This is a genomic window from Microbacterium sp. OR16 (genome assembly GCF_047306725.1).
In the GTDB taxonomy this organism is placed as follows: Bacteria; Actinomycetota; Actinomycetes; order Actinomycetales; family Microbacteriaceae; genus Microbacterium.
Genome location: NZ_JAZEXK010000001.1, coordinates 59973 through 79090, shown reverse-complemented (window position 1 = coordinate 79090; position 19118 = coordinate 59973). Strand labels below are relative to the sequence as shown.

The 19118-nt window shown below is 71.1% G+C and carries 14 protein-coding genes; 7 read left to right on the top strand and 7 right to left on the bottom strand.

Annotation, left to right across the window (positions count from 1 at the left end; translation table 11 throughout):
• Window positions 1-45 precede the first annotated feature (45 nt).
• A complete protein-coding gene (locus tag V2S05_RS00370) occupies window positions 46-1083 on the bottom strand; it encodes a S66 peptidase family protein (protein WP_413633274.1) in 1038 nt (345 codons plus the stop codon).
• Between the two features lie 106 nt (window positions 1084-1189).
• Between V2S05_RS00370 and V2S05_RS00365 the strand changes: the two genes are divergently transcribed.
• Window positions 1190-3070, top strand: a complete 1881-nt coding sequence (locus V2S05_RS00365) for an ABC transporter ATP-binding protein (protein ID WP_413633273.1) — start codon at window positions 1190-1192, stop codon at window positions 3068-3070.
• Between the two features lie 82 nt (window positions 3071-3152).
• On the opposite strand, the gene V2S05_RS00360 is transcribed toward V2S05_RS00365, so the two are convergent.
• On the bottom strand, window positions 3153-4934 hold the full coding sequence (locus V2S05_RS00360) for a phosphoenolpyruvate carboxykinase (GTP) (protein ID WP_413635179.1): 1782 nt from the start codon (window positions 4932-4934) through the stop codon (window positions 3153-3155).
• Window positions 4935-5132: 198 nt separating this feature from the next.
• Between V2S05_RS00360 and V2S05_RS00355 the strand changes: the two genes are divergently transcribed.
• Entirely contained in the window at window positions 5133-6575 is a 1443-nt protein-coding gene (locus V2S05_RS00355; RefSeq protein WP_413633272.1) for a helix-turn-helix domain-containing protein, read from the top strand.
• A 55-nt stretch (window positions 6576-6630) separates the two neighbouring features.
• Here V2S05_RS00355 and V2S05_RS00350 read toward each other — a convergent pair whose 3' ends face one another.
• On the bottom strand, window positions 6631-7680 hold the full coding sequence (locus V2S05_RS00350; protein WP_413633271.1) for a winged helix DNA-binding domain-containing protein: 1050 nt from the start codon (window positions 7678-7680) through the stop codon (window positions 6631-6633).
• Window positions 7681-7721: 41 nt separating this feature from the next.
• Window positions 7722-9170: a glyceraldehyde-3-phosphate dehydrogenase gene (locus V2S05_RS00345; protein WP_413633270.1), complete on the bottom strand. Its 1449-nt coding sequence runs from the start codon at window positions 9168-9170 to the stop codon at window positions 7722-7724.
• A 191-nt stretch (window positions 9171-9361) separates the two neighbouring features.
• On the opposite strand from V2S05_RS00345, the gene V2S05_RS00340 reads away from it, so the two are divergent.
• Window positions 9362-10768: an amidase gene (locus V2S05_RS00340; RefSeq protein WP_413633269.1), complete on the top strand. Its 1407-nt coding sequence runs from the start codon at window positions 9362-9364 to the stop codon at window positions 10766-10768.
• Window positions 10769-10787: 19 nt separating this feature from the next.
• The gene (locus V2S05_RS00335) at window positions 10788-11438 is read left to right on the top strand and encodes an HAD-IA family hydrolase (RefSeq protein WP_413633267.1); all 651 of its coding nucleotides are present in this window, start codon (window positions 10788-10790) and stop codon (window positions 11436-11438) included.
• A gap of 4 nt (window positions 11439-11442) precedes the next feature.
• Here V2S05_RS00335 and V2S05_RS00330 read toward each other — a convergent pair whose 3' ends face one another.
• The gene (locus V2S05_RS00330) at window positions 11443-11880 is read right to left on the bottom strand and encodes an Lrp/AsnC family transcriptional regulator (RefSeq protein ID WP_271638277.1); all 438 of its coding nucleotides are present in this window, start codon (window positions 11878-11880) and stop codon (window positions 11443-11445) included.
• Window positions 11881-12033: 153 nt separating this feature from the next.
• Here V2S05_RS00330 and pdhA point away from each other — a divergent pair, with 153 nt between their 5' ends.
• From pdhA to V2S05_RS00315, 3 genes are read left to right on the top strand one after another with little or no spacing between them, the layout of a single operon-like run.
• On the top strand, window positions 12034-13137 hold the full coding sequence (gene pdhA, locus V2S05_RS00325; protein ID WP_413633265.1) for a pyruvate dehydrogenase (acetyl-transferring) E1 component subunit alpha: 1104 nt from the start codon (window positions 12034-12036) through the stop codon (window positions 13135-13137).
• A complete protein-coding gene (locus V2S05_RS00320; protein ID WP_413633264.1) occupies window positions 13134-14171 on the top strand; it encodes an alpha-ketoacid dehydrogenase subunit beta in 1038 nt (345 codons plus the stop codon). Before pdhA ends, V2S05_RS00320 begins: the two co-directional genes overlap by 4 nt.
• Window positions 14168-15742, top strand: coding sequence for a dihydrolipoamide acetyltransferase family protein (locus V2S05_RS00315; protein ID WP_413633263.1), 1575 nt, complete (start codon window positions 14168-14170; stop codon window positions 15740-15742). The genes V2S05_RS00320 and V2S05_RS00315 overlap by 4 nt, the downstream gene beginning before the upstream one ends.
• Window positions 15743-15905: 163 nt before the next feature.
• Here V2S05_RS00315 and ptsP read toward each other — a convergent pair whose 3' ends face one another.
• Both ptsP and dhaL read right to left on the bottom strand, forming a co-directional pair.
• The gene (gene ptsP / locus V2S05_RS00310; protein ID WP_413633261.1) at window positions 15906-18440 is read right to left on the bottom strand and encodes a phosphoenolpyruvate--protein phosphotransferase; all 2535 of its coding nucleotides are present in this window, start codon (window positions 18438-18440) and stop codon (window positions 15906-15908) included.
• Window positions 18437-19084 carry a dihydroxyacetone kinase subunit DhaL gene (dhaL, locus tag V2S05_RS00305; RefSeq protein ID WP_413633260.1) on the bottom strand — a complete coding sequence of 216 codons (648 nt, stop codon included), beginning with the start codon at window positions 19082-19084 and terminating at the stop codon, window positions 18437-18439. The genes ptsP and dhaL overlap by 4 nt, the downstream gene beginning before the upstream one ends.
• Window positions 19085-19118: the final 34 nt, after the last annotated feature.

Genomic DNA, 19118 nt, shown 5'->3' with positions numbered 1-19118 from the left:
GCCCCAGCGCCAGACGCCGACCCCCCGCCCCGCCGGCGAGACACCTCAGCCGTCGTATGACGCCTGAACCCTTCGGCCTGCGCCGTCGAGGGTCATCTCCCCGCCGTAGGGCAGGATCCACTGCGGACGCGTGTGCCCGAAGGGCACGCCGACGCAGACCACGGCATCCGGGTTGTACCGGCCGACCATCTCGAGCACGACATCCCGCTGTGCCCCACGCAGCGCAGACCTCTCGGCCGCCGTGGGCATCACCTCGAACGAGCTCACCGGCGGGCGGGCGAACAGCACGCCCGCGACCGACCCGAGCAGTCCTCTCTCGCCGTAGCCGCGCAGCTGCTCGGCGACGCGTGCGGCCGGGGTGAGCCGCTCGCTCGTCTCGAGCAGCAGGATCGCTCCGGTGAGGTTGTCGTTCGACGGCATCCGGTCGGCGAGCGCCAGCTGGTCGACCACCTCGAGGCAGCCGCCCCACGTACGGCCCGTCACCCGCTTCGCGGGTCGGGCCCACGTCCAGGGCTCGGTGGGTTCGCGGTCGCCGTACTCGGTCAGAGCCGCCGGGGCGTCCCAGTGGCGCCCGAAGTCCTCCGACTCCCCCGGCTCGGTGATCTCGATCTCACCGCTGTCGAGCAGCGCGGCGCACAGGGAACGCAGATGCACCTCGTCGACCGCCGGCCCCGGCCCGAGGTGCACCTGCGTCGAGCCGCCGTAGAACCCGGCCACGCCGTGCCGCCACAGCCAGTTCAGGATGTTCGTGTTGTCGCTGTACCCGAGGAACGGCTTCGGGTCGGCGACGGCGAGCGCAGGATCGAGATGCGGCGTCACGAGGATCTGGTCGCTGCCGCCGATGGTGGCGATGATCGCCCGGATGCTCGGATCAGCGAAGGCTGCGTTCACGTCGGCCGCCCGCGCTTGCGGGCTCGCATCCAGCTGCCTCGTGGTCGGATACTCGACAGGAACGAGTCCGGTCAGCTCCCGCAGACGCCGCATCGCCTGCTCGTGCACCTCGGGCCCGACCGCGGGCGCGGCGAAAGCGGGCGAGAGGACGGCGATGCGGTCGCCGGGAGCGGCTTTCGGAACATGCAGCATGCCTCTATCCTGCCCGCGGCGCGCGCGGGCAGCGAAACAGGCCGCGCATAAGGAGTTCGGTCGACAATAGAAGCACTCACCCACGACTCCTCACGAATGAGGTCCCATGTCTCGCACGGCGCCGTCACGCCGACGCGGGCGCGGCGCGCAGCCCGAAGGCCCGCGCGCGACGTTCCGCCAGCTGCTCCCGTTTCTGTTCGAGCACAAGAAGGTGCTCGTCGTCGTCGCGGTGCTCAGCATCGTCGGTGCGGCCGCGTCGCTGGCGCAGCCGCTGCTCGTCGGGCAGCTCATCGCTCGCGTGCAGCAGGGGCAGACGCTGGGGATGCTGGTCTGGCTGCTGATCGGCTTCGTCATCGCGGCGTCGGTGATCTCGGGCTACCAGCACTACCTGCTGCAGCGCACCGGCACGGCGGTCGTGTACTCCAGCCGCCGCAAGCTCATCGCCCGCATCCTCCATCTGCCGATCAGCGAGTTCGACGCGCGCCGCACCGGCGACCTCGTCTCGCGCGTCGGCACCGACACGACGCTGCTCTACGCCGTGCTCACCCAGGGGCTGGCGGATGCCGTGGGCAGCGCGATCCTGTTCGTCGGCGCGCTCATCGCGATGCTGATCATCGATCCGCTGCTGCTGCTGCTCATCGTCGTCGTAATCGGCGTCTCGGTGGTCGTGGTCGTGCTGCTGTCGGGGCGCATCCGCACCGCGTCGGCGGCGCAGCAGCACAAGGTCGGCGAACTGGCATCCGGAGTCGAGCGCGGCATCTCGTCGATCCGCACCGTACGCGCATCCGGCGCCACCGAGCGCGAGACGGCAGCCGTCGAGGGCCTCGCCGGCGAAGCCTACGGTCTCGGCGTGCGCATCGCGAAGATCTCATCGATGGTCGTACCCGTCGCGGGCGTCGCGCTGCAGCTGTCGCTGCTGGTGGTGCTCGGCGTGGGCGGGCTGCGCGTGGCATCCGGCGCCCTCACGATCGCCTCACTGGTGACCTTCATCATGTTCCTGTTCATGCTCGTGATGCCGCTCGGCCAGGCGTTCGGGGCGATCACCTCGGTGAATCAGGCGCTCGGTGCGCTCGGGCGCATCCAGGAGGTGCTCGACCTGCCGACCGAGACGCAGCACGACGAGCCGGATCCGGCGGCCAGCGCCGCCCCCGTGGTCGGCGCCCCGGCGATCGAGTTCCGCGACGTGCGGTTCCGCTACCCCGACGCGGTCATCGCCGCCCGCGAGGCCGCGGCGAAGGAGGCGCAGACCCTGCTCGTCGACGCACACCTCGAGCGCGCGTCGGACGGGATCCCGGATGAGATCGACCGCGACGTGCTGAAGGGCGTCTCGTTCGCCGTGCCGCGCGGCGCGCGCGTCGCCCTGGTCGGGCCCAGCGGCGCCGGCAAGAGCACCATCCTCTCGCTCATCGAGCGCTTCTACGACCCGACCGGCGGGTCGATCCGCCTCGCCGGGCACGACGTGCGCACCTACCCGCGCGAGCAGCTGCGCGCGCAGTTCGGGTACGTCGAGCAGGACGCACCGACTCTCGCCGGCACGCTGGGCGAGAATCTGCGGCTCGCGGCTCCGGATGCCTCGGATGCCGACTGCGAACGCGTGCTGCGCTCGGTGAACCTCGGCGACGTGCTCGAACGCAGCCCCCTGGGTCTTGCGGCACCGGTCGGCGAGGACGGCGTGATGCTCTCTGGCGGTGAGCGTCAGCGTCTCGCGATCGCGCGTGCTCTGCTCACCGAGGCGCCGATCCTGCTGCTCGACGAGTCGACCTCGTCGCTCGACGGGGTCAACGAGCAGCGCATGCGCGAGGCGATCGACGCGGCCGCCGCCGACCGCACGCTGCTCGTGATCGCGCACCGCCTTTCGACCGTGGTCGACAGCGACCTGATCGTGGTGCTGCAGGGCGGGGTGGTGGTCGGTCAGGGCACCCACGCCGAGCTCATCGAATCCGCGCCGCTGTACCGCGACCTGGCGAGGCATCAGCTGCTGGTCTGAGGCTTCCCCGACCGAGGGTCGACTCAGCGCCCGAGCCGCCGCTCCGCCGCCGAACTGTCTGCGATCTCGGGCTGCGTCGCCCTCAGCGCGCGGCGTTCAGCCGGTACCGCAGCGCTTCCAGTTCGCTGCGCAGCGCCGCCGGCAGCGCGTCGCCGAACATGGCGTAGAACTCCTCGGTGGAGTCGGCCTCGGCGAGCCACGCGTCGATGTCGACGTCGAAGAGCTCGTCGAGATCGGCGTCGGTGATCTCGAGCCCCTCGAGGTTGAGGTCATCACGCCGCGGCAGGCGCCCGATCGGGCTGTCGACGGCGGTGACCTCGCCGGAGATGCGGCGGATGATCCAGTCGATCACGCGCGAGTTCTCGCCGAACCCTGGCCACAGGAATCGCCCGTCGTCGCCGCGGCGGAACCAGTTGACCTGGAAGATGCGCGGTGCGCGGTCGAAGCGCAGCGAACGCCCCACCTTGAGCCAGTGGGCGAAGTAGTCGCCCATGTTGTAGCCGCAGAACGGCAGCATCGCGAACGGGTCGCGGCGGAGCTCCCCGAGGGTGCCCTCGGCCGCGGCGGTGCGCTCCGATGAGATGGTCGAGCCGATGAAGACGCCGTGGCTCCAGTCGGTCGCCTCGACGACGAGCGGCACGTTGGTCGCACGGCGTCCGCCGAAGAGGATCGCGTCGAGGGGCACGCCCTCAGGGTCTTCCCAGTCCTCGGCGATCTGCGGGCACTGCGCGGCCGACACCGTGAAGCGCGAGTTGGGGTGCGCGGCCGGCCCCTCGGACTGAGGCGTCCAGGGGTTGCCCTGCCAGTCGATGAGTTTCGCGGGCGGAGTGTCGGTGAGGCCCTCCCACCACACGTCGCCGTCGGGGCGCAGCGCGACGTTGGTGAAGATCGTGTTGCCCCAGAGCGTCTCGACGGCCGTCACGTTGGTCGACTCGCCCGTTCCCGGGGCGACCCCGAAGAACCCGGCTTCGGGGTTCATGGCGTACATCCGACCATCCTCGCCAGGACGGATCCACACGATGTCGTCGCCGAGCGTCTCGACCGTCCATCCCGGGATGGTGGGACGCAGCATCGCGAGGTTCGTCTTGCCGCAGGCCGAGGGGAACGCGGCCGCGATGTGATGCGCCTCGCCCTTCGGATCGGTCACGCGGATGAGCAGCATGTGCTCGGCGAGCCAGCCCTCGTCGCGTGCGATGACCGACGCGATGCGCAGGGCGAAGCACTTTTTGGCGAGGATCGCGTTGCCGCCGTACCCCGAGCCGTACGAGTAGACCTCGAGCGTCTCGGGGAAGTGCACGATGTACTTCTCGTCGTTGCACGGCCACGGCACGTCGGCCTCTCCCGGCCCGAGCGGGGCGCCGACCGAGTGGACCGTCTTCACCCACGGGGCGCCGTCGGCGATCTGACGGGTGACCGCGTCGCCGACGCGGGTCATGATGCCGATGGATGCCACGGCGTAGGCGCTGTCGGTGACCTGCACGCCGATGTGCGACAGCTTGCCTCCGACCGGTCCCATCGAGAACGGGACGACATACATCGTGCGACCGCGCATCGAGCCCTCGAACAGCCCGTCGAGAGTCTCGCGCATGGCTGCCGGATCGGCCCAGTTGTTGGTGGGGCCCGCATCGCGCTCGCGCTCCGAGGCGATGAACGTGCGCCCCTCGGTGCGCGCCACGTCACTCGGGTGCGAGCGGGCCAGGTACGAGCCCGGCCGCCACTCCGGGTTGAGCTTGATGAGCTTGCCCTCGTCGACGAGCTCGCGCAGCAGGGCGTCGTTCTCGGCTCGGGATCCGTCGATCCAGTGCACGCGATCGGGTTGGGTGAGCGCGGCGATCCCGTCGACCCAGGCGCGCAGCTCGGTCATGGCCGACGTGTCATACGCGGGCACGTCGCCCCGGCCGTGCAGGGGCGACACGGCATGTGCGCGGGACGTGAACGTGTCGGCGAGTGCCATGGGAGCTCCTTCAGACGGTGGCGGTACGACAATCCTCCGGCAGGTTTCGGTTTGTTTGCCGCCAGCTGACGTTGAAAGAACGCCGCTTTTTTCGGATATGCTCAAACAATGGCGACCAGCGGACTCGAACTCAGCACCCTCGGACATCGCATCCGACACCACCGCACGGCGCGGAATCTCACCCTCGACGAGCTGGGCGCCAAGGTCGGCATCGCCGGCTCGCAGCTGAGCCTCATCGAGAACGGCAAGCGCGAGCCGAAGCTCTCGCTGCTGCAGGCCATCGCCGACGCGTGCGGAACCGACGTCGCAGACCTGATCTCGGGAGAGCCGCCGAACCGCCGCGCGGCTCTCGAGATCGAGCTCGAGCGCGCGCAATCGAGCCCGATCTTCCGTCAGCTGGGCATCGCCGGGGTGCGCGTGTCGAAGACGATGAGCGACGAGACCATCGAGGCCATCCTGGGTCTGCATCGCGAGCTGCACCGTCGCGAGACCGAGGCGATCGCCACACCCGAAGAGGCGCGTCGCGCGAACACCGAGATGCGTCTCACCATGCGCGCGCGAGACAACTACCTCCCCGAGATCGAGGCTCTCGCCGAGAAGCACCTCAAGGCCGCCGGACACGTCTCGGGAGCGCTGACCCACCGCACCGTGACCCTGATGGCGGCGAAGCTGGGCTTCGAGCTCATCTACGCCGACGATCTCCCGCACTCCACCCGCTCGATCACCGACCTCGAGCACGGCCGCATCTATCTGCCGCCGGCGTCGATCCCCGGCGGGCACGGCCTGCGCTCAATGGCGCTGCAGGCGATGGCGCACCGCATCCTGGGTCACACTCCCCCGACCGACTACGCCGACTTCCTGCAGCAGCGGCTGGAGATCAACTACTTCGCCGCGTGCTGCCTGATCCCCGAGACCGCCGGCGTCGCCTTCCTGCAGCAGGCGAAGAAGGACCGCAACCTCGCCGTGGAGGACTTCCGTGACGCGTTCGGGGTCACGCACGAGGCGGCCGGCATGCGCATGACGAACCTCATGACGCACCACCTCGACATGCGCCTGCACTTCCTGCGCGTCGACGAGAACGGCGCGATCACCCGGGTCTACGAGAACGACGACCTGCCGCTGCCGATGGACGTCACCGGGGCCGTCGAGGGACAGCCCGCCTGCCGCCGGTTCGGGGCGCGCGCCGCTTTCGAGCAGCGCAACCGCACCACCGAGCACTACCAGTACACCGACACCCCGTCGGGGACGTTCTGGTGCGCCACGCAGACCGGGTCGTCGACCGACGGCGGATTCTCGGTCACGGTCGGCGTGCCGTTCGACGACGCCCGGTGGTGGCGCGGGCGCGAGTCGCAGCACCGTGCGCAGTCGACCTGCCCTGACGAGTCGTGCTGCCGCCGGGCCGCGCCGACTGTCTCCCAGCGCTGGGAGGGGCGTGCCTGGCCGAGCGCCCGCGTGCATACGCACATGTTCCGTCCCCTGCCGCGCGGCGCATTCCCAGGCGTCGACGACAGCGAGGTGTACTCCTTTCTCGATCGGCACGCCGGCGAGTAGGCGAAGGCAGCGGCCGTCGGCGTCGGGGTTGTCGGACGATCCGGCCGGTCGCGGCTCAGTCGCCGACGAACCGCGCGAAGCGCGTGAGGCCGGATGCCGCGGCCGGGTCGTCGACGGGCTCGAACAGCTCCGCCGGCGCGCCGCGGGCCGCGTCCGCGTGCGACCAGACGCCCACTACCCGGCCGCTCTCGACGATCGTCGGGCGCACCATGCCGTTCTTGCCGGGCCCCACGGCATCGAGAAGACCGGGATCGCAGACCGGAGTGCGATCGGCGTAGGAGATGTAGTACTCGTCGAACGCCGGCAGAGCGAACGCGGTCGTGTCGTCGAGACGTCTTCGCGGGGGGCGCAGCGCGACGAAGAGCCCGTCGCCGACCTCTCGCATCCGGCCCGCCGCACGTTGGGCCGCCTCGCGCGCGGCGCTGAGGGTCAGTCCCGACCACCAGGCGAAATCGCGCACGCTCGCCGGACCGTGACCGTCGATGTAGCGCACGAGCAGCTCGGCGAGCGGGTCGTCCGGTTGCGCGGACTCCGTGATCCAGCTGTCCGCAGCGACGAAGCGCTGCTCGCGGGACACCGTGCCGCCGGCGGCGGGCTCGATCGGCCCCTGGCAGAGGAGACCGGCGATGGTGAGCGCGAAGAGCACATGAGTGCCGCGCTGGCCCGAGGGGTCGATGCCGGCGCTCTGCATGAGCGCGAAGGACTCGGCCCTCGTGCATCCGCCGTCTCGAGCCGGCGGACCGATCGCATTCCAAGCGGTGTCGAGCATCTCGTCGTCGATGCCGAGGGCGCGATGCCGCCCCGCGGCCTGCTGCCGCTGCCTGTCCGCCGTCACCGAGAGCACCCACGCCAGGTCGCGCGCGTGGACGATGTGCAAGGTGCCGCGCATCGTCCACGCGCGCACCAGCTGGCCGCTCCGGAACGCCCCATCGACGTCATCGATCCTCGGTGATCCCGTCGTGCGCACGCCCAGCGCCCACCGGCCGGCCAGCAGATCCTGGCTCTGAACGGCGAGCATGTGCCGAGCCGCGCCGATGATCGACGGCGCGGGTGCGGTCAGCCGGTGCGCGCGCAGGCGCGCAGCGAGAAGGCCGCGGGGATCCATGTCTCCATGATCCACGCGGCCTACGGCACGCGCCAGGCTCGTCAGGCGTGCAACGTCACCTCGCGGCGCGCGGGCAGCACCACAGGGTGGGTGCCCGCCATCACCTCGAGCACGCGCACGACCTGGCACGAGTAGCCGTACTCGTTGTCGTACCAGACGTAGAGCACGACGTCGCGGTCGTTCGCGATGGTCGCGAGGCCGTCGACGATGCCGGCGCGGTGCGAGCCGACGAAGTCAGTCGAGACGACCTCCGGACTCTCGACGTAGTCGATCTGCTGGCGCAGCTTCGAGTGCAGCGATGCGCGGCGCAGGTAGTCGTTGAGCTCGTCTTTCGTGGCGGGGTTCTCGAGCGTCAGGTGCAGCACCGCCAGCGACACATCGGGGGTGGGCACGCGGATGGCCGAGCCGGTGAGCTTGCCGGCGAGCTGCGGCAGGGCACGGGAGACGGCCTTCGCGGCGCCGGTCTCGGTGATCACCATGTTCAGCACCGCCGAGCGGCCGCGACGGTCGCCCTTGTGGAAGTTGTCGATGAGGTTCTGGTCGTTCGTGAACGAGTGCACCGTCTCGACGTGGCCCCGCACGATGCCGTACGCCTCGTCCATCGCGGCGAGCACCGGGGTGATCGCGTTGGTCGTGCACGACGCTGCGGAGAGGATGCGGTCATCCGGCTCGATGGTGCTGTCGTTGATGCCGTGCACGATGTTCTTCAGCTCGCCCTTGCCGGGGGCGGTGAGAAGCACGCGCGCGGCGCCCTTCGACTGCAGGTGGCGGCTGAGGCCCTCCTCGTCGCGCCAGCGCCCGGTGTTGTCGACGATGATCGCGTTGTCGATGCCGTAGGCGGTGTAGTCGACGGTGGCGGGGTCGTCGGAGTAGATCACCTGGATGCGATTGCCGTTGGCGATGATCTGCGAGTTCTCCTCGTCGACCGTGACGGTGCCGGCGAAGCGGCCGTGCACCGAGTCGCGCAGCAGCAGCGAGGCGCGCTTGACGATGTCGTTGTCGGAGCCGCGGCGCACGACGATGGCACGCAGACGCAGTCCGCTGCCACCGCCGGTGTGGGCGATGATGATCCGGGCCAGCAGCCGGCCGATCCGGCCGAAGCCGTACAGCACGACGTCGACGGGCTCGGAGAGCTCGGCGCCGAGCGCGGGCGCGAGAGTGCTGCGCAGGTACTCGTCGAGGTCGCCACCGGTCTCGGCGTGGCCCTCGATCAGGCGAGCCACATCCAGCGAGGAGGCGCCTGGGGCGAGCTCGCGCAGCGTCTCGAGCACGGCGAGCGTGTCGGTCAGGGCGATCTGCCGGTGACCGAGCTGCGCGACGCGCTCGTGCACCTCGAGGATGCCCGTGGTCGACAGCCCGAGCAGCCGGTGCCCGTGCAGCGACGTCACCACGTCGCGCTCCCTGTTCAGCCCGCCGATGAGCGGGATCATCCGCTCTGCCAGCTCTTCCTTGACCTTCCAGTCGTCGCGGTGTGTCACGACATCGTCCATGTGCGTCCTTGCGTGATGCTCGAGCGCCGCCGGGTCGGGCGCTGCGGTGAATGAGGGGGCGGATCCGCCTCGACCAGGCTAAGGGCGCCGATGCGATGCGAGAGGACGATTCCGGTATGCAGAACCCGACAGACTGTCTGTGAGCTATGAAACCGGATTCTTAACACGTGCGGCGGCCTAGGCTCGAACCCATGACCGACCTGCACGATCTGAGCGCTATCGAGCAGCTCGCCGGATTGCGCGCCGGGGAGTTCTCTCCGTCAGAGCTCGTCGCCCACTACCTGGCGCGCATCGCCCGGTGCGACGAGGAGGTCGGTGCGTTCGTCGAAGTCACAGGCGAAGCCGCCTGCGCACGGGCTGCCGCATTGTCGGGGACCGAGCCGGCCGGCGCCCTGTGGGGGCTGCCCTTCGCCGACAAGGACCTCGTCGCGCGCGCGGGTGTGCCGATGCGTTCGGGTTCTCGGCTGCACCGCGATCACGTTCCGACGACGACTGCGGATCAGGCCGCGGTGCTCGACGAGGCGGGCGGAATCAGCCTCGGCAAGACCAGCACGCCGGAGTTCGGGCTGACCGGATACACCGAGACGCTGATCGGCCCGCCCACCCGCGATCCGTGGAACCTCGCGAACGGCGCGGGAGGCTCCAGCGGCGGCGCCGCCGCGGCAGTCGCCGCGGGTCTGCTCCCTCTCGCACCTGGTTCCGACGGAGGCGGCTCGATCCGCATTCCGGCAGCCACGGTGGGCGTCGTCGGGATCAAGCCGTCTCGTGGGCGGGTGCCGTTCGCCTCAGGCCTCGACAGCCCGGGTGGACTGCCGGTCGCGGGGCCGATAGCCCGTTCGGTGGCGGATGCAGCGCTGCTGCTCGACGTGCAGTGCGGAGGGCGACCGCATCGCTTCGCGACGCGCGCTCTCGCGTCGGAGCCGTTCGTCTCCGCCGCGACGGCATCGTCGACTCCGGCCAGGATCGGGGTGACCACGGTCTCGCCGTGGGACGACGCCGACGACATCCGCCTCGATCCCGAAGCCGCTCGCGCTGTCGAGGTGGCCGCGACGCTGCTGTCGGATGCCGGGCACGGCGTCGACGGATTCGAGTGGCATCCGCGCGGCTACGCCGAGCTGTTCACCACGCTCTGGCGCACGAGCGCTGCCAGGATGACGCTGACCGAGCAGGAGCTCGAGCTCGTCGAGCCGATCACCGCCTGGCTCGTGCGTGAGGGGCGCAGGCTGACGGGCTCCGAGGTGCTGCAGGCTCTGGCTGCGGCGTCCGTCTTCGAGCAGGAGACGATCACGGCGTTCGACCCGTTCGACGCCGTGCTCACCCCTGCGCTGGCGCTGCCTCCGCAGCCGGTCGGCTGGTTCGATCGCGACGACCCGGAGCATGGGTTCTCGCAGCAGGTGCGGTATGCGCCGTACAGCAGCTTCGTCAACGTGGCGGGCCTTCCCGCGATCGTCGTCCCGGTCACCACCGACGCGTCGGGGCATCCGGTCAGCGTGCAACTGATCGGTCGACCGGGCGGCGAGGCGGCGATCATCTCGCTCGCCGCGGCGCTGGAGCGTCTTGCCGGACCGATGCCGAAACCGGCGATCTGGCGCCGATGACTCGGCCTACGCTGGGCACATGACCATGATCTTGCACGCCCGCGCCGTCCTGCTCGACATGGACGGCACCCTCGTCGACTCGACCGCAGTGGTCGAGCGGCTGTGGCTGGAGTGGGCGAAGCCGCACGGGATCGACCCGGATGTCGTGCTGCGGACCGTGCACGGCCGCCAGGGCCACCAGAGCATGGCCCTACTGCTTCCTGACCGCGACCACGCCATCAACCTGGCCGAGAATCAGGAGATGCTCGCGCGCGAGAGCGCCGACGTCGACGGGGTCGTCGAGATCGCGGGCGCGGCGGCATTCCTCGCCGCTCTGAGCCCGGTGCCCCACGCCATCGTCACGTCCGCGAACGTAGCGCTGATGACCGCCAGGATGCAGGCCGCCGGTCTCACCGTGCCCGCGCTCGCGATCACCGCCGAGAGCGTCACCGATTCCAAGCCGCACCCCGAGGGGTTCCTGGCGGCCGCCGCGCAGCTGGGCGTCGACCCGGCCGACTGCATCGTGTTCGAGGACTCCGAGGCCGGGGTGCAGGCAGGCCTCGCAGCGGGGATGCGGGTGATCGGCGTCGGCGCGCACGCTGCGGCGTTCGGGGCGACGCATGCCGTCGATGATCTGACCCGCGTGATCGTGAAAGCCGACCCGGACGGCCTGCGGCTCACGATCGGCTGAGTGATCACTCCCGCGTGAAGTCCTCGAAGATCAGCGTCGTGCGGGTCGACCGGATCGACGGGATCGCCTGGATGTCCTCCAGCACGACGCGCCGCAGGTCGCGGGCGTCGCTCGCGCGCACGAGCAGGATCACGTCGAAGTCGCCGCCGACGAGAGCCATGTGCTCGACCTCGGGAATCGCGCGCAGCCGGGTCTGCACCTCCTGCCAGCTCGCCTGCTCTATGGCGAGCATGACGTAGGCGGATGCGTGGTGCCCGAGCTGCACGGGATCGGTGCGCACCGTGTATCCGGCGATCACACCCTGCTCGGTGAGCCGCTTGATGCGCGCGTGCGCGCCCGCACGGGAGATGTGCACGCTCTCGGCGATGTGCGTCATCGACGCCCGCGCGTCACGGCGCAGCTCGGCGAGGATCGCGCGATCCGTGGCATCGAGCTCAGCCATCGAGCACCGTCCGTTCCGTCAGTGGATGCTGACATTCTGACACCTGAATGGCTCCCTACAGAACGAACGTTCAATATTCCGCTCGATCCGTTGGACGGCTGACCAGTCGAGGGCATCCTGGGGGCACCACGTTCGGCAAGGAAGGCGAACCGGATGATGCGAGACGACCTGCTCCCCCGAGAGATCCCCGTGCGTCTGATCGATCCGCGCGGCAACGGGATCGACGACGACCACTACACCGCGCCCGACGTCGACCGGCTGCGCGACGCCTACCGCGCGCTGGTCGAGGGTCGTCGGATCAACGACCAGGCCAGCGCCCTCGTGCGCCAGGGTCGACTGGCCGTCTATCCGTCCTCGCACGGCCAGGAGGCCTGCCAGGCGGCCGCCGCTCTCGTGCTCGACGAGCGGGACTGGCTCTTCCCCACCTACCGCGACGCCGTCGCGATCATCGGGCGAGGCGTTTCGCCGGCGGAGGCGATGGTTCTGCTGGCCGGCGACTGGCACAGCGGGTACGACCCGGCCGAGCACCACGTCGCCCCGCAGGCGACGCCCCTGGCGACGCAGCTGCTGCACGCGGTCGGCTTCGCGCAGGCGGCACGGCACCGCGGCGAGGACACCGTCGTGCTCGCCCTGTGCGGCGACGGCGCCACCAGCGAGGGCGACTTCCACGAGGCGATGAACTTCGCCGCCGTGTTCCACGCTCCCGTCGTCTTCTTCGTGCAGAACAACGAGTTCGCCATCTCGGTGCCGCTCGCACGCCAGAGCGCGGCACCCTCGCTCGCACACAAGGCGATCGGCTACGGGATGCCCGGCGAGCGCGTCGACGGCAACGACGTCGCCGCCCTGCTCGCGGTGCTCGGCGAGGCTGTCGAGCGCGCCCGCAGCGGGGGCGGCCCCTCGCTGGTCGAGGCGCACACCTATCGCATGCAGGCGCACACCAACGCCGACGACGACACGCGCTATCGCGAGCGCGACGAGGTGCAGGCGTGGGTCGAGCGGGATCCCCTCACTCGCCTGCGCGCGCATCTCACCGCCCGGGGCGCGCTGTCGGACGATGACGAGCGGCGCATCGCGGCCGACGCGGAGAGCATCGCCGCAGAGCTGCGCACCGCGCTGAACGCCGATGCCGACCTCGACCCGGAGGATCTGTTCCGCTTCGTCACCGCCGAACGGTCGCCACAGCTCGCGGAGCAGTGGCGGATGCTGCAGAGCGAGATCGAACGGAATGCCCTGACGGAGACGGGAGCACGGCCATGAGCATCGCATCCGACCTCAGCATCGACGAGCCCACTGCTCGCGTCGTCGGCACGATGACCATGGCCGCTGCTCTCAATCGCGCCCTCGCCGACGCCATCCAGGACGATCCGGCCGTCGTCGTCTACGGCGAGGACGTCGGCGCGTTGGGCGGCGTCTTCCGCATCACCGACGGGCTCGCCGAGCGCTTCGGCGACGACCGCTGCTTCGACACTCCACTCGCCGAGGCCGGCATCGTCGGCACCGCTGTCGGCATGGCCATGAACGGCATGCGTCCGATCGTCGAGATGCAGTTCGACGCGTTCGCGCTGCCGGCGTTCGAGCAGATCGTCAGTCAGGTCGCGAAGTTCGGCAACCGCACGCGCGGATCGATGCGGATGCCGCTGGTGATCCGCATCCCGTTCGGCGGCGGCATTGGCGGGGTCGAGCACCACTGCGATTCGTCGGAGGCGTACTACGCGCACACCCCCGGGCTCACCGTCGTCTCGCCGTCCACCCCGCAGGATGCGTACTCGCTGCTGCGTGCGGCGATTGCCTCGCCCGATCCGGTGATCTTCCTCGAGCCGAAGAAGCTGTACTGGACGAAGGGCGAGGTCGACACCTCGATCACGGCCGAACTCGGCACCGCCCGGATCGCGCGCGAGGGCACCGACGTGACAGTGCTGGCCTACGCCGCGATGGTTCCGGTGGCCCTCGAGGCTGCCGAGATCGCTGCGGCGGAGGGCCGGAGCATCCAGGTCATCGATGTGCGCTCGCTGTCGCCGTTCGATGATGCGACGGTCACGGCCTCCGTGCGCGCCACCGGACGCGCAGTCGTCGTCGCCGAAGCGCCCGGGTACGCGAGCGTCGCGAGCGAGATCCAGGCGCGCGTCTTCGAGCGGTGCTTCGAGCACCTCGAAGCGCCGGTGCGCCGTGTGACCGGCTTCGACACCCCGTACGCGCCACCCAAGCTCGAGCACTGGTACCTGCCCGATGCCGACCGCGTACTCGACGCCATCGACTCGCTCTACCCCGACGATGAGGAGGCGCCCCGATGACGACCGCGACAGCGCGCGTGTTCCGCCTGCCGGATCTCGGCGAGGGGCTCACCGAAGCGGGCCTCGTGCAGTGGCTGGTGCAGGTCGGCGACACGATCACCACCGATCAGGCGATCGCCGAGGTCGAGACGGCGAAGAGCGTCGTCGAGCTGCCCTCGCCGTTCGCGGGCGTGGTCACGGCGCTGCACGGCGAAGCCGGCGACGTGATCGCGGTGGGTGCGCCGGTGCTGGAGGTGGCAGACGGAATCAGCGACGAATCCGTCGCCGGTGTACCGCCGGACGGTTCGCAGTCGGATGCTGCGCAGTCGCATGGTGCGCAGCCGGATGGTGCGCAGTCGGATGCTGAGAAGGATGCCTATCGCACCGAGGAGCGTGCCGGGTCGGGCAACGTCCTGATCGGCTACGGCACCACCGAGCGCGTCTCGTCTGGCCGTCGCCGTCCGCGGGCATCCGGTTCAGCCCTGGCCTCTCCCCCTCTTCCGCCGAGAGCACGGCACCTCGCCGAAGGCTCCGCGACATCACGCGAAGAGCCCACACACGCGGCGACATCCCGTGCCGTCGAGAAGGCCGCACCGCGCACGGTGGCGGTGCGCTCCCCGATCGTGCGGCGACTGGCTCGTGATCTGGGTGTCGACGTGGGTCGGATCGACCCGACGGGCGCCGACGGTGCGGTCACCCGCGCCGACGTGCTGCGGGCCGCGGCGATGCTCGACGGTGAGCAGAGCGTCGAGCATCGCGGGCCCCGCAGCCCGGAGCCGCGGGGGCAGGCATCCGGATCGCACGGGCAGGCGTCCGGGACGCGGGCGCGGCCGTCCGACGGCGCGACCGACGGAGCCGGCGCGACCGACGGCGGCGGCGTGGTCGGGGTCGTCGGTCTCACCGTCGCCTCCCGCGAGCGGCTCTCGCCGATGCGGAAGGCGATCAGCGCGACGCTGAGCCGCAGCCGCGCCGAGATCCCGGAGGCCACGGTGTGGGTCGACGTCGACGCCACCGAGCTGTTCCAGGCGCGCTCGCAGATGGCGCCCGACGGCGAACGCGCCCCGTCGCTCACAGCCCTCGTCGCGCGGTTCACGCTGATGGCCCTCGCCGACTTCCCTCTGCTGGCCTCCCGTCTGAGCGACGACGCATCCGAGATCGTCACGTTCGACGGGGTGAACCTCGGCGTCGCCGCCGACACCGAGCGCGGCCTGATGGTGCCCGTGATCGCCGGGGCGCACGAGCTCACCGTCGACGAGCTCGACGCTCAGCTGCGCGAGCTGGCGGCGACCGCCAGAGCGGGGCGGATGCCCGCCGACCGACTGCGCGGGTCGACGTTCACGCTCAACAACTACGGGAGCCTGGGGGTCGACGGCTCGGCGGCGATCATCAATCATCCCGAGGTCGCGATCATGGGTGTCGGCCGCATGATCGAGCGGCCCTGGGTCGTGGACGGGCAGATCGTCGCACGCCGCATCGCCCAGCTGTCGCTGGTCTTCGACCACCGCGTCTGCGACGGCGGCTACGCCGCCGGGTTCCTGCGCCGCGTGGTCGAGCTGATCGAGCATCCGCTGCGGGCGTTCGGGCGGCTCTGAGCCGACCGGCGCCTGTGCGCGGCGTGCGGTCGGGGCGCAGCCAGCCGGCGCACGTCACTAGCGCATGCGAACCAGCGCACGCGCACCAGCACAGCGACCGGCGCACGTGCACCGCCGCGCCGCGATGAACCAGTGCACGCACACCAGCGTGCACGCGGCGCGGTCAGCGTTCGAGGGCGGCGGCTGCCGCAGAGCGCGCCTCCGCAGCGGTCGCGGCGGCCGACGCCGCCCCAGCCACGCGACGGCACTGCTCCGGCGTCACTGCCGCGAGCGCTGCGGCGACCCGGCCGAGCGAGCGCGGGGTCATCGACAGGCTCGTGACCCCGAGTCCCATAAGCACGGGTGCGAGCGTGGGATCTCCGCCTGCCTCGCCGCACACGCCGACCGCGCGATTCGCCGCGCGCCCGGCCGACCCGACCATGCCGATCAGACGCAGCACGGCCGGCTGCCACGGGTCGTTGAGGTCGCCCAACTCGCCCAGCAGCCGGTCCGCGGCGAGGGTGTACTGCGCGAGGTCGTTTGTGCCGAGGCTGACGAAGTCGACGACCTCGAACATCTCGGCGGCGAGCAGCGCCGCCGACGGGGTCTCGATCATCACGCCCACGCGCTCGAGGCCGAAGCCCCGGGCTCTCGCGGCGAAGTCGCGCGCCTCGTCGGCCGAGGCGACCATCGGGGCCATCACCTCGACGAGCGCGGATTCCGCCGACGCCGCTTCGGCCAGTGCACGCAGCTGATCGTCGAGCAGCTGCGGCGAGCGTCGCGCGATGCGCAGTCCGCGCACCCCGAGCGCCGGGTTCTGCTCGTCGTCGGCGTTCGCGAAGGGCAGCGGCTTGTCGCTGCCCGCGTCGAGTGTCCGCACCACCACCTTGCGTCCGGGGAAAGCCGAGAGCACACCCCGATAGGCAGCCACCTGCTCGGCGACCGTGGGCGCGTCGGTGCGGTCGAGAAAGCAGAACTCGGTGCGGAACAGCCCGATGCCCTCGGCACCCGCTGCGGCGGCAGTCTCGGCATCCGCCGCTCCGCCGACGTTGGCGAGCAGCGGCAGGCGCGATCCGTCGGCCAGCCGCCCGGTTCCGTTGAAGGGGGTCACGACGGCCGCCCGCGTCGCTGCGTCGATGCGCGCGGGTTCCGGATCGACCTCGACGGTGCCGCGGTCGCCGTCGACGAGCACGGTGGTGTCGGGCGAGAGGCCCGTCGCGCCGATGACGCCGACCACGGCGGGCAGGCCGAGAGAGCGGGCGATGATCGCGGTGTGCGAGGTCGGACCGCCCTGTTCGGTGACGAGCGCCACGCACCGTCCGCCGTGCAGCGCGGCCGTGTCGGCGGGAGACAGGTCGCGCGCGACGAGCACGAACGGCTCATCGCGCTGCGGCACGCCGGGAGAGGCGAGCCCGAGGATCTCTGCGACGATGCGGTCTCTCACATCGCGCACGTCGGCGACGCGCTCGGCCGTGCGCCCGCCCAGCGCCTCCAGCGCTTTCTGCTGCGCCGCCGCGACCTCCCAGATCGCGCGCGCGGCGCTGCGCCCAGCGTCGCGGACCAGTGCCGTCGCGTCGGCGATGAGATCAGGGTCGGATGCCAGCAGCGCAGACGCCTCGAGGATGTCGTGTGCGTCGCCGGACGCGGCGGCGGCGCGGGAGCGCAGGTCGGCCGCGACGGCGAGGCAGGCCCGGTCGATGCTGGACGCCTCGGTCTCGCGCCCGCCTACGGCGATGACAGCCGCCGCGTCGGGCTCGGGCACCGGCGGAGCGAGAGTGACGACGGGCGCCGCGGCGACTCCGGCGCTCACACCGCGCCCGCGCAGCGTCGTCCCCGGCGGGACAGGTGCCGGGGCGAGAGCTGCCGGCGCAGCAGGTGCCGGCGCGGCAGACGCCGGCGCGGCAGGTGCAGAACGTTCGGTCGCGGAGACCGGCTCGTCGGAAGCAGGGCCCGCGCCGGCGGGAGCGTCGTCGACGCCCTCGCCGAATCCGTTCTCGAACAGTGCGGCGAGCGCATCGAGCACGTGGTCGTCCGCAGCCGAGAGCTCGATCTCGTCGCCGCGACGCGCGCCGAGCACGAGCAGCCGGCTGAGGCTTCCCGCCGACGCATCCGGGCCGTCGGGCAGCCTGCGCAGGCGCACATCCGCTCCGGCCGACGTCTCGGCGATGAGCGCGGCGGGCCGGGCGTGGATGCCGAGCGGGTTGCGCACGCGCACCCGCCGAGTGATCCGTGCGCTCTCACGACCCGGCGGTGCGGCCTTGTCCTGATCGCGCTCTTCCGGGACGGCCTCGACGGGCGCAGTTGGCTGCAGCTGAGCGGTCTTCCCCGCCAGGGCCACCGCAGCTTCTTCGGCCACCGCGTCGAGTGCGCCTCCGGCGGCGGCCGCCACGACCGCGGCCAGCAGCCCCTCTACGAAGGGTGCCGGCGCCAGGCGCACCGGCACGTCGCTGGTTCGGAACTCCAGGGCGAGCTCCGCGCTCATCACCGCAGAACCCAGATCCATGAGCACGAGCACGCCGTCGCACTCGGCAGCCAGGTCGTCGATGGCAGCGGCCACGGCCATGGCATCCGTTCCGAGGATCGGTTTGCCGTCGCCGTCAGAGCCCGCCCCTGCGGCCACGCGCACCGGAGGTGCGTCGACGTGCACCATCTGCAGCGCGAGCTCGAGCGCCGCCTCGCCGAGCCGCGCGCTGTGCGAGACGGCGACGATCCCGATCATCCGTCGGCGCCCGGCGCGGCCGCGGCGAGAGTCTCGAACAGGATCGCGGTCGATGCCGCACCGGGATCGAGGTGACCGGCGCTGCGTTCGCCGAGGTAGCTTGCGCGGCCCTTGCGGGCGACGAGCGGCAGCGTGGCGTCTCGCCCGACGGCGGCGGCGCCCGCCGCGGCAGCCAGCGCGGCTCGCACGTCGGCCCCGTCGGCGAGCGCCGAGTCGAGCGCGTCGACGGCGGGGGCCATCGCGTCGTACATCGTCTTGTCGCCTGCCTCGGGCTTGCCGCGAGCGACGACGCCCTCGAGCCCCGCGCGAAGCGCGCGCGCGAGCGCTGCGGAGTCGAGACTCGACACAGCCCCCGCGGTCATGCCCATGCGCAGGAAGAACGTGCCGTACAGCGGTCCGCTCGCACCGCCCACAGAGCTGACCAGCGTCATCCCGACCCCCTTGAGCAGCTCGTCGATCGTCTCGGGCGCGCCGGCGCCGAGCTTGTCGACGACCGCCGTCATGCCGCGAGCCATGTTGGCGCCGTGGTCGGCGTCGCCGATGGCCGAGTCGAGCTCGGTGAGCCAGTCACGCTTGTCGTTCATGGCGGCGGCGAAGCGGGAGATCCAGTCGTGCAGGGCGGCGGTGTCGATGGTCGAGGTCATACGTGCTCCTGGGTGGCGAGGGCGGTCGGATGTC

Bases quoted from the DNA above. Each gene is read 5' to 3' on its own strand.
- V2S05_RS00370 (WP_413633274.1), bottom strand. From the start codon at position 1,083: ATGCTGCATGTTCCGAAAGCCGCTCCCGGCGACCGCATCGCCGTCCTC.
- V2S05_RS00365 (WP_413633273.1), top strand. From the start codon at position 1,190: ATGTCTCGCACGGCGCCGTCACGCCGACGCGGGCGCGGCGCGCAGCCC.
- V2S05_RS00360 (WP_413635179.1), bottom strand. From the start codon at position 4,934: ATGACCGAGCTGCGCGCCTGGGTCGACGGGATCGCCGCGCTCACCCAA.
- V2S05_RS00355 (WP_413633272.1), top strand. From the start codon at position 5,133: ATGGCGACCAGCGGACTCGAACTCAGCACCCTCGGACATCGCATCCGA.
- V2S05_RS00350 (WP_413633271.1), bottom strand. From the start codon at position 7,680: ATGGATCCCCGCGGCCTTCTCGCTGCGCGCCTGCGCGCGCACCGGCTG.
- V2S05_RS00345 (WP_413633270.1), bottom strand. From the start codon at position 9,170: ATGGACGATGTCGTGACACACCGCGACGACTGGAAGGTCAAGGAAGAG.
- V2S05_RS00340 (WP_413633269.1), top strand. From the start codon at position 9,362: ATGACCGACCTGCACGATCTGAGCGCTATCGAGCAGCTCGCCGGATTG.
- V2S05_RS00335 (WP_413633267.1), top strand. From the start codon at position 10,788: ATGACCATGATCTTGCACGCCCGCGCCGTCCTGCTCGACATGGACGGC.
- V2S05_RS00330 (WP_271638277.1), bottom strand. From the start codon at position 11,880: ATGGCTGAGCTCGATGCCACGGATCGCGCGATCCTCGCCGAGCTGCGC.
- pdhA (WP_413633265.1), top strand. From the start codon at position 12,034: ATGATGCGAGACGACCTGCTCCCCCGAGAGATCCCCGTGCGTCTGATC.
- V2S05_RS00320 (WP_413633264.1), top strand. From the start codon at position 13,134: ATGAGCATCGCATCCGACCTCAGCATCGACGAGCCCACTGCTCGCGTC.
- V2S05_RS00315 (WP_413633263.1), top strand. From the start codon at position 14,168: ATGACGACCGCGACAGCGCGCGTGTTCCGCCTGCCGGATCTCGGCGAG.
- ptsP (WP_413633261.1), bottom strand. From the start codon at position 18,440: ATGATCGGGATCGTCGCCGTCTCGCACAGCGCGCGGCTCGGCGAGGCG.
- dhaL (WP_413633260.1), bottom strand. From the start codon at position 19,084: ATGACCTCGACCATCGACACCGCCGCCCTGCACGACTGGATCTCCCGC.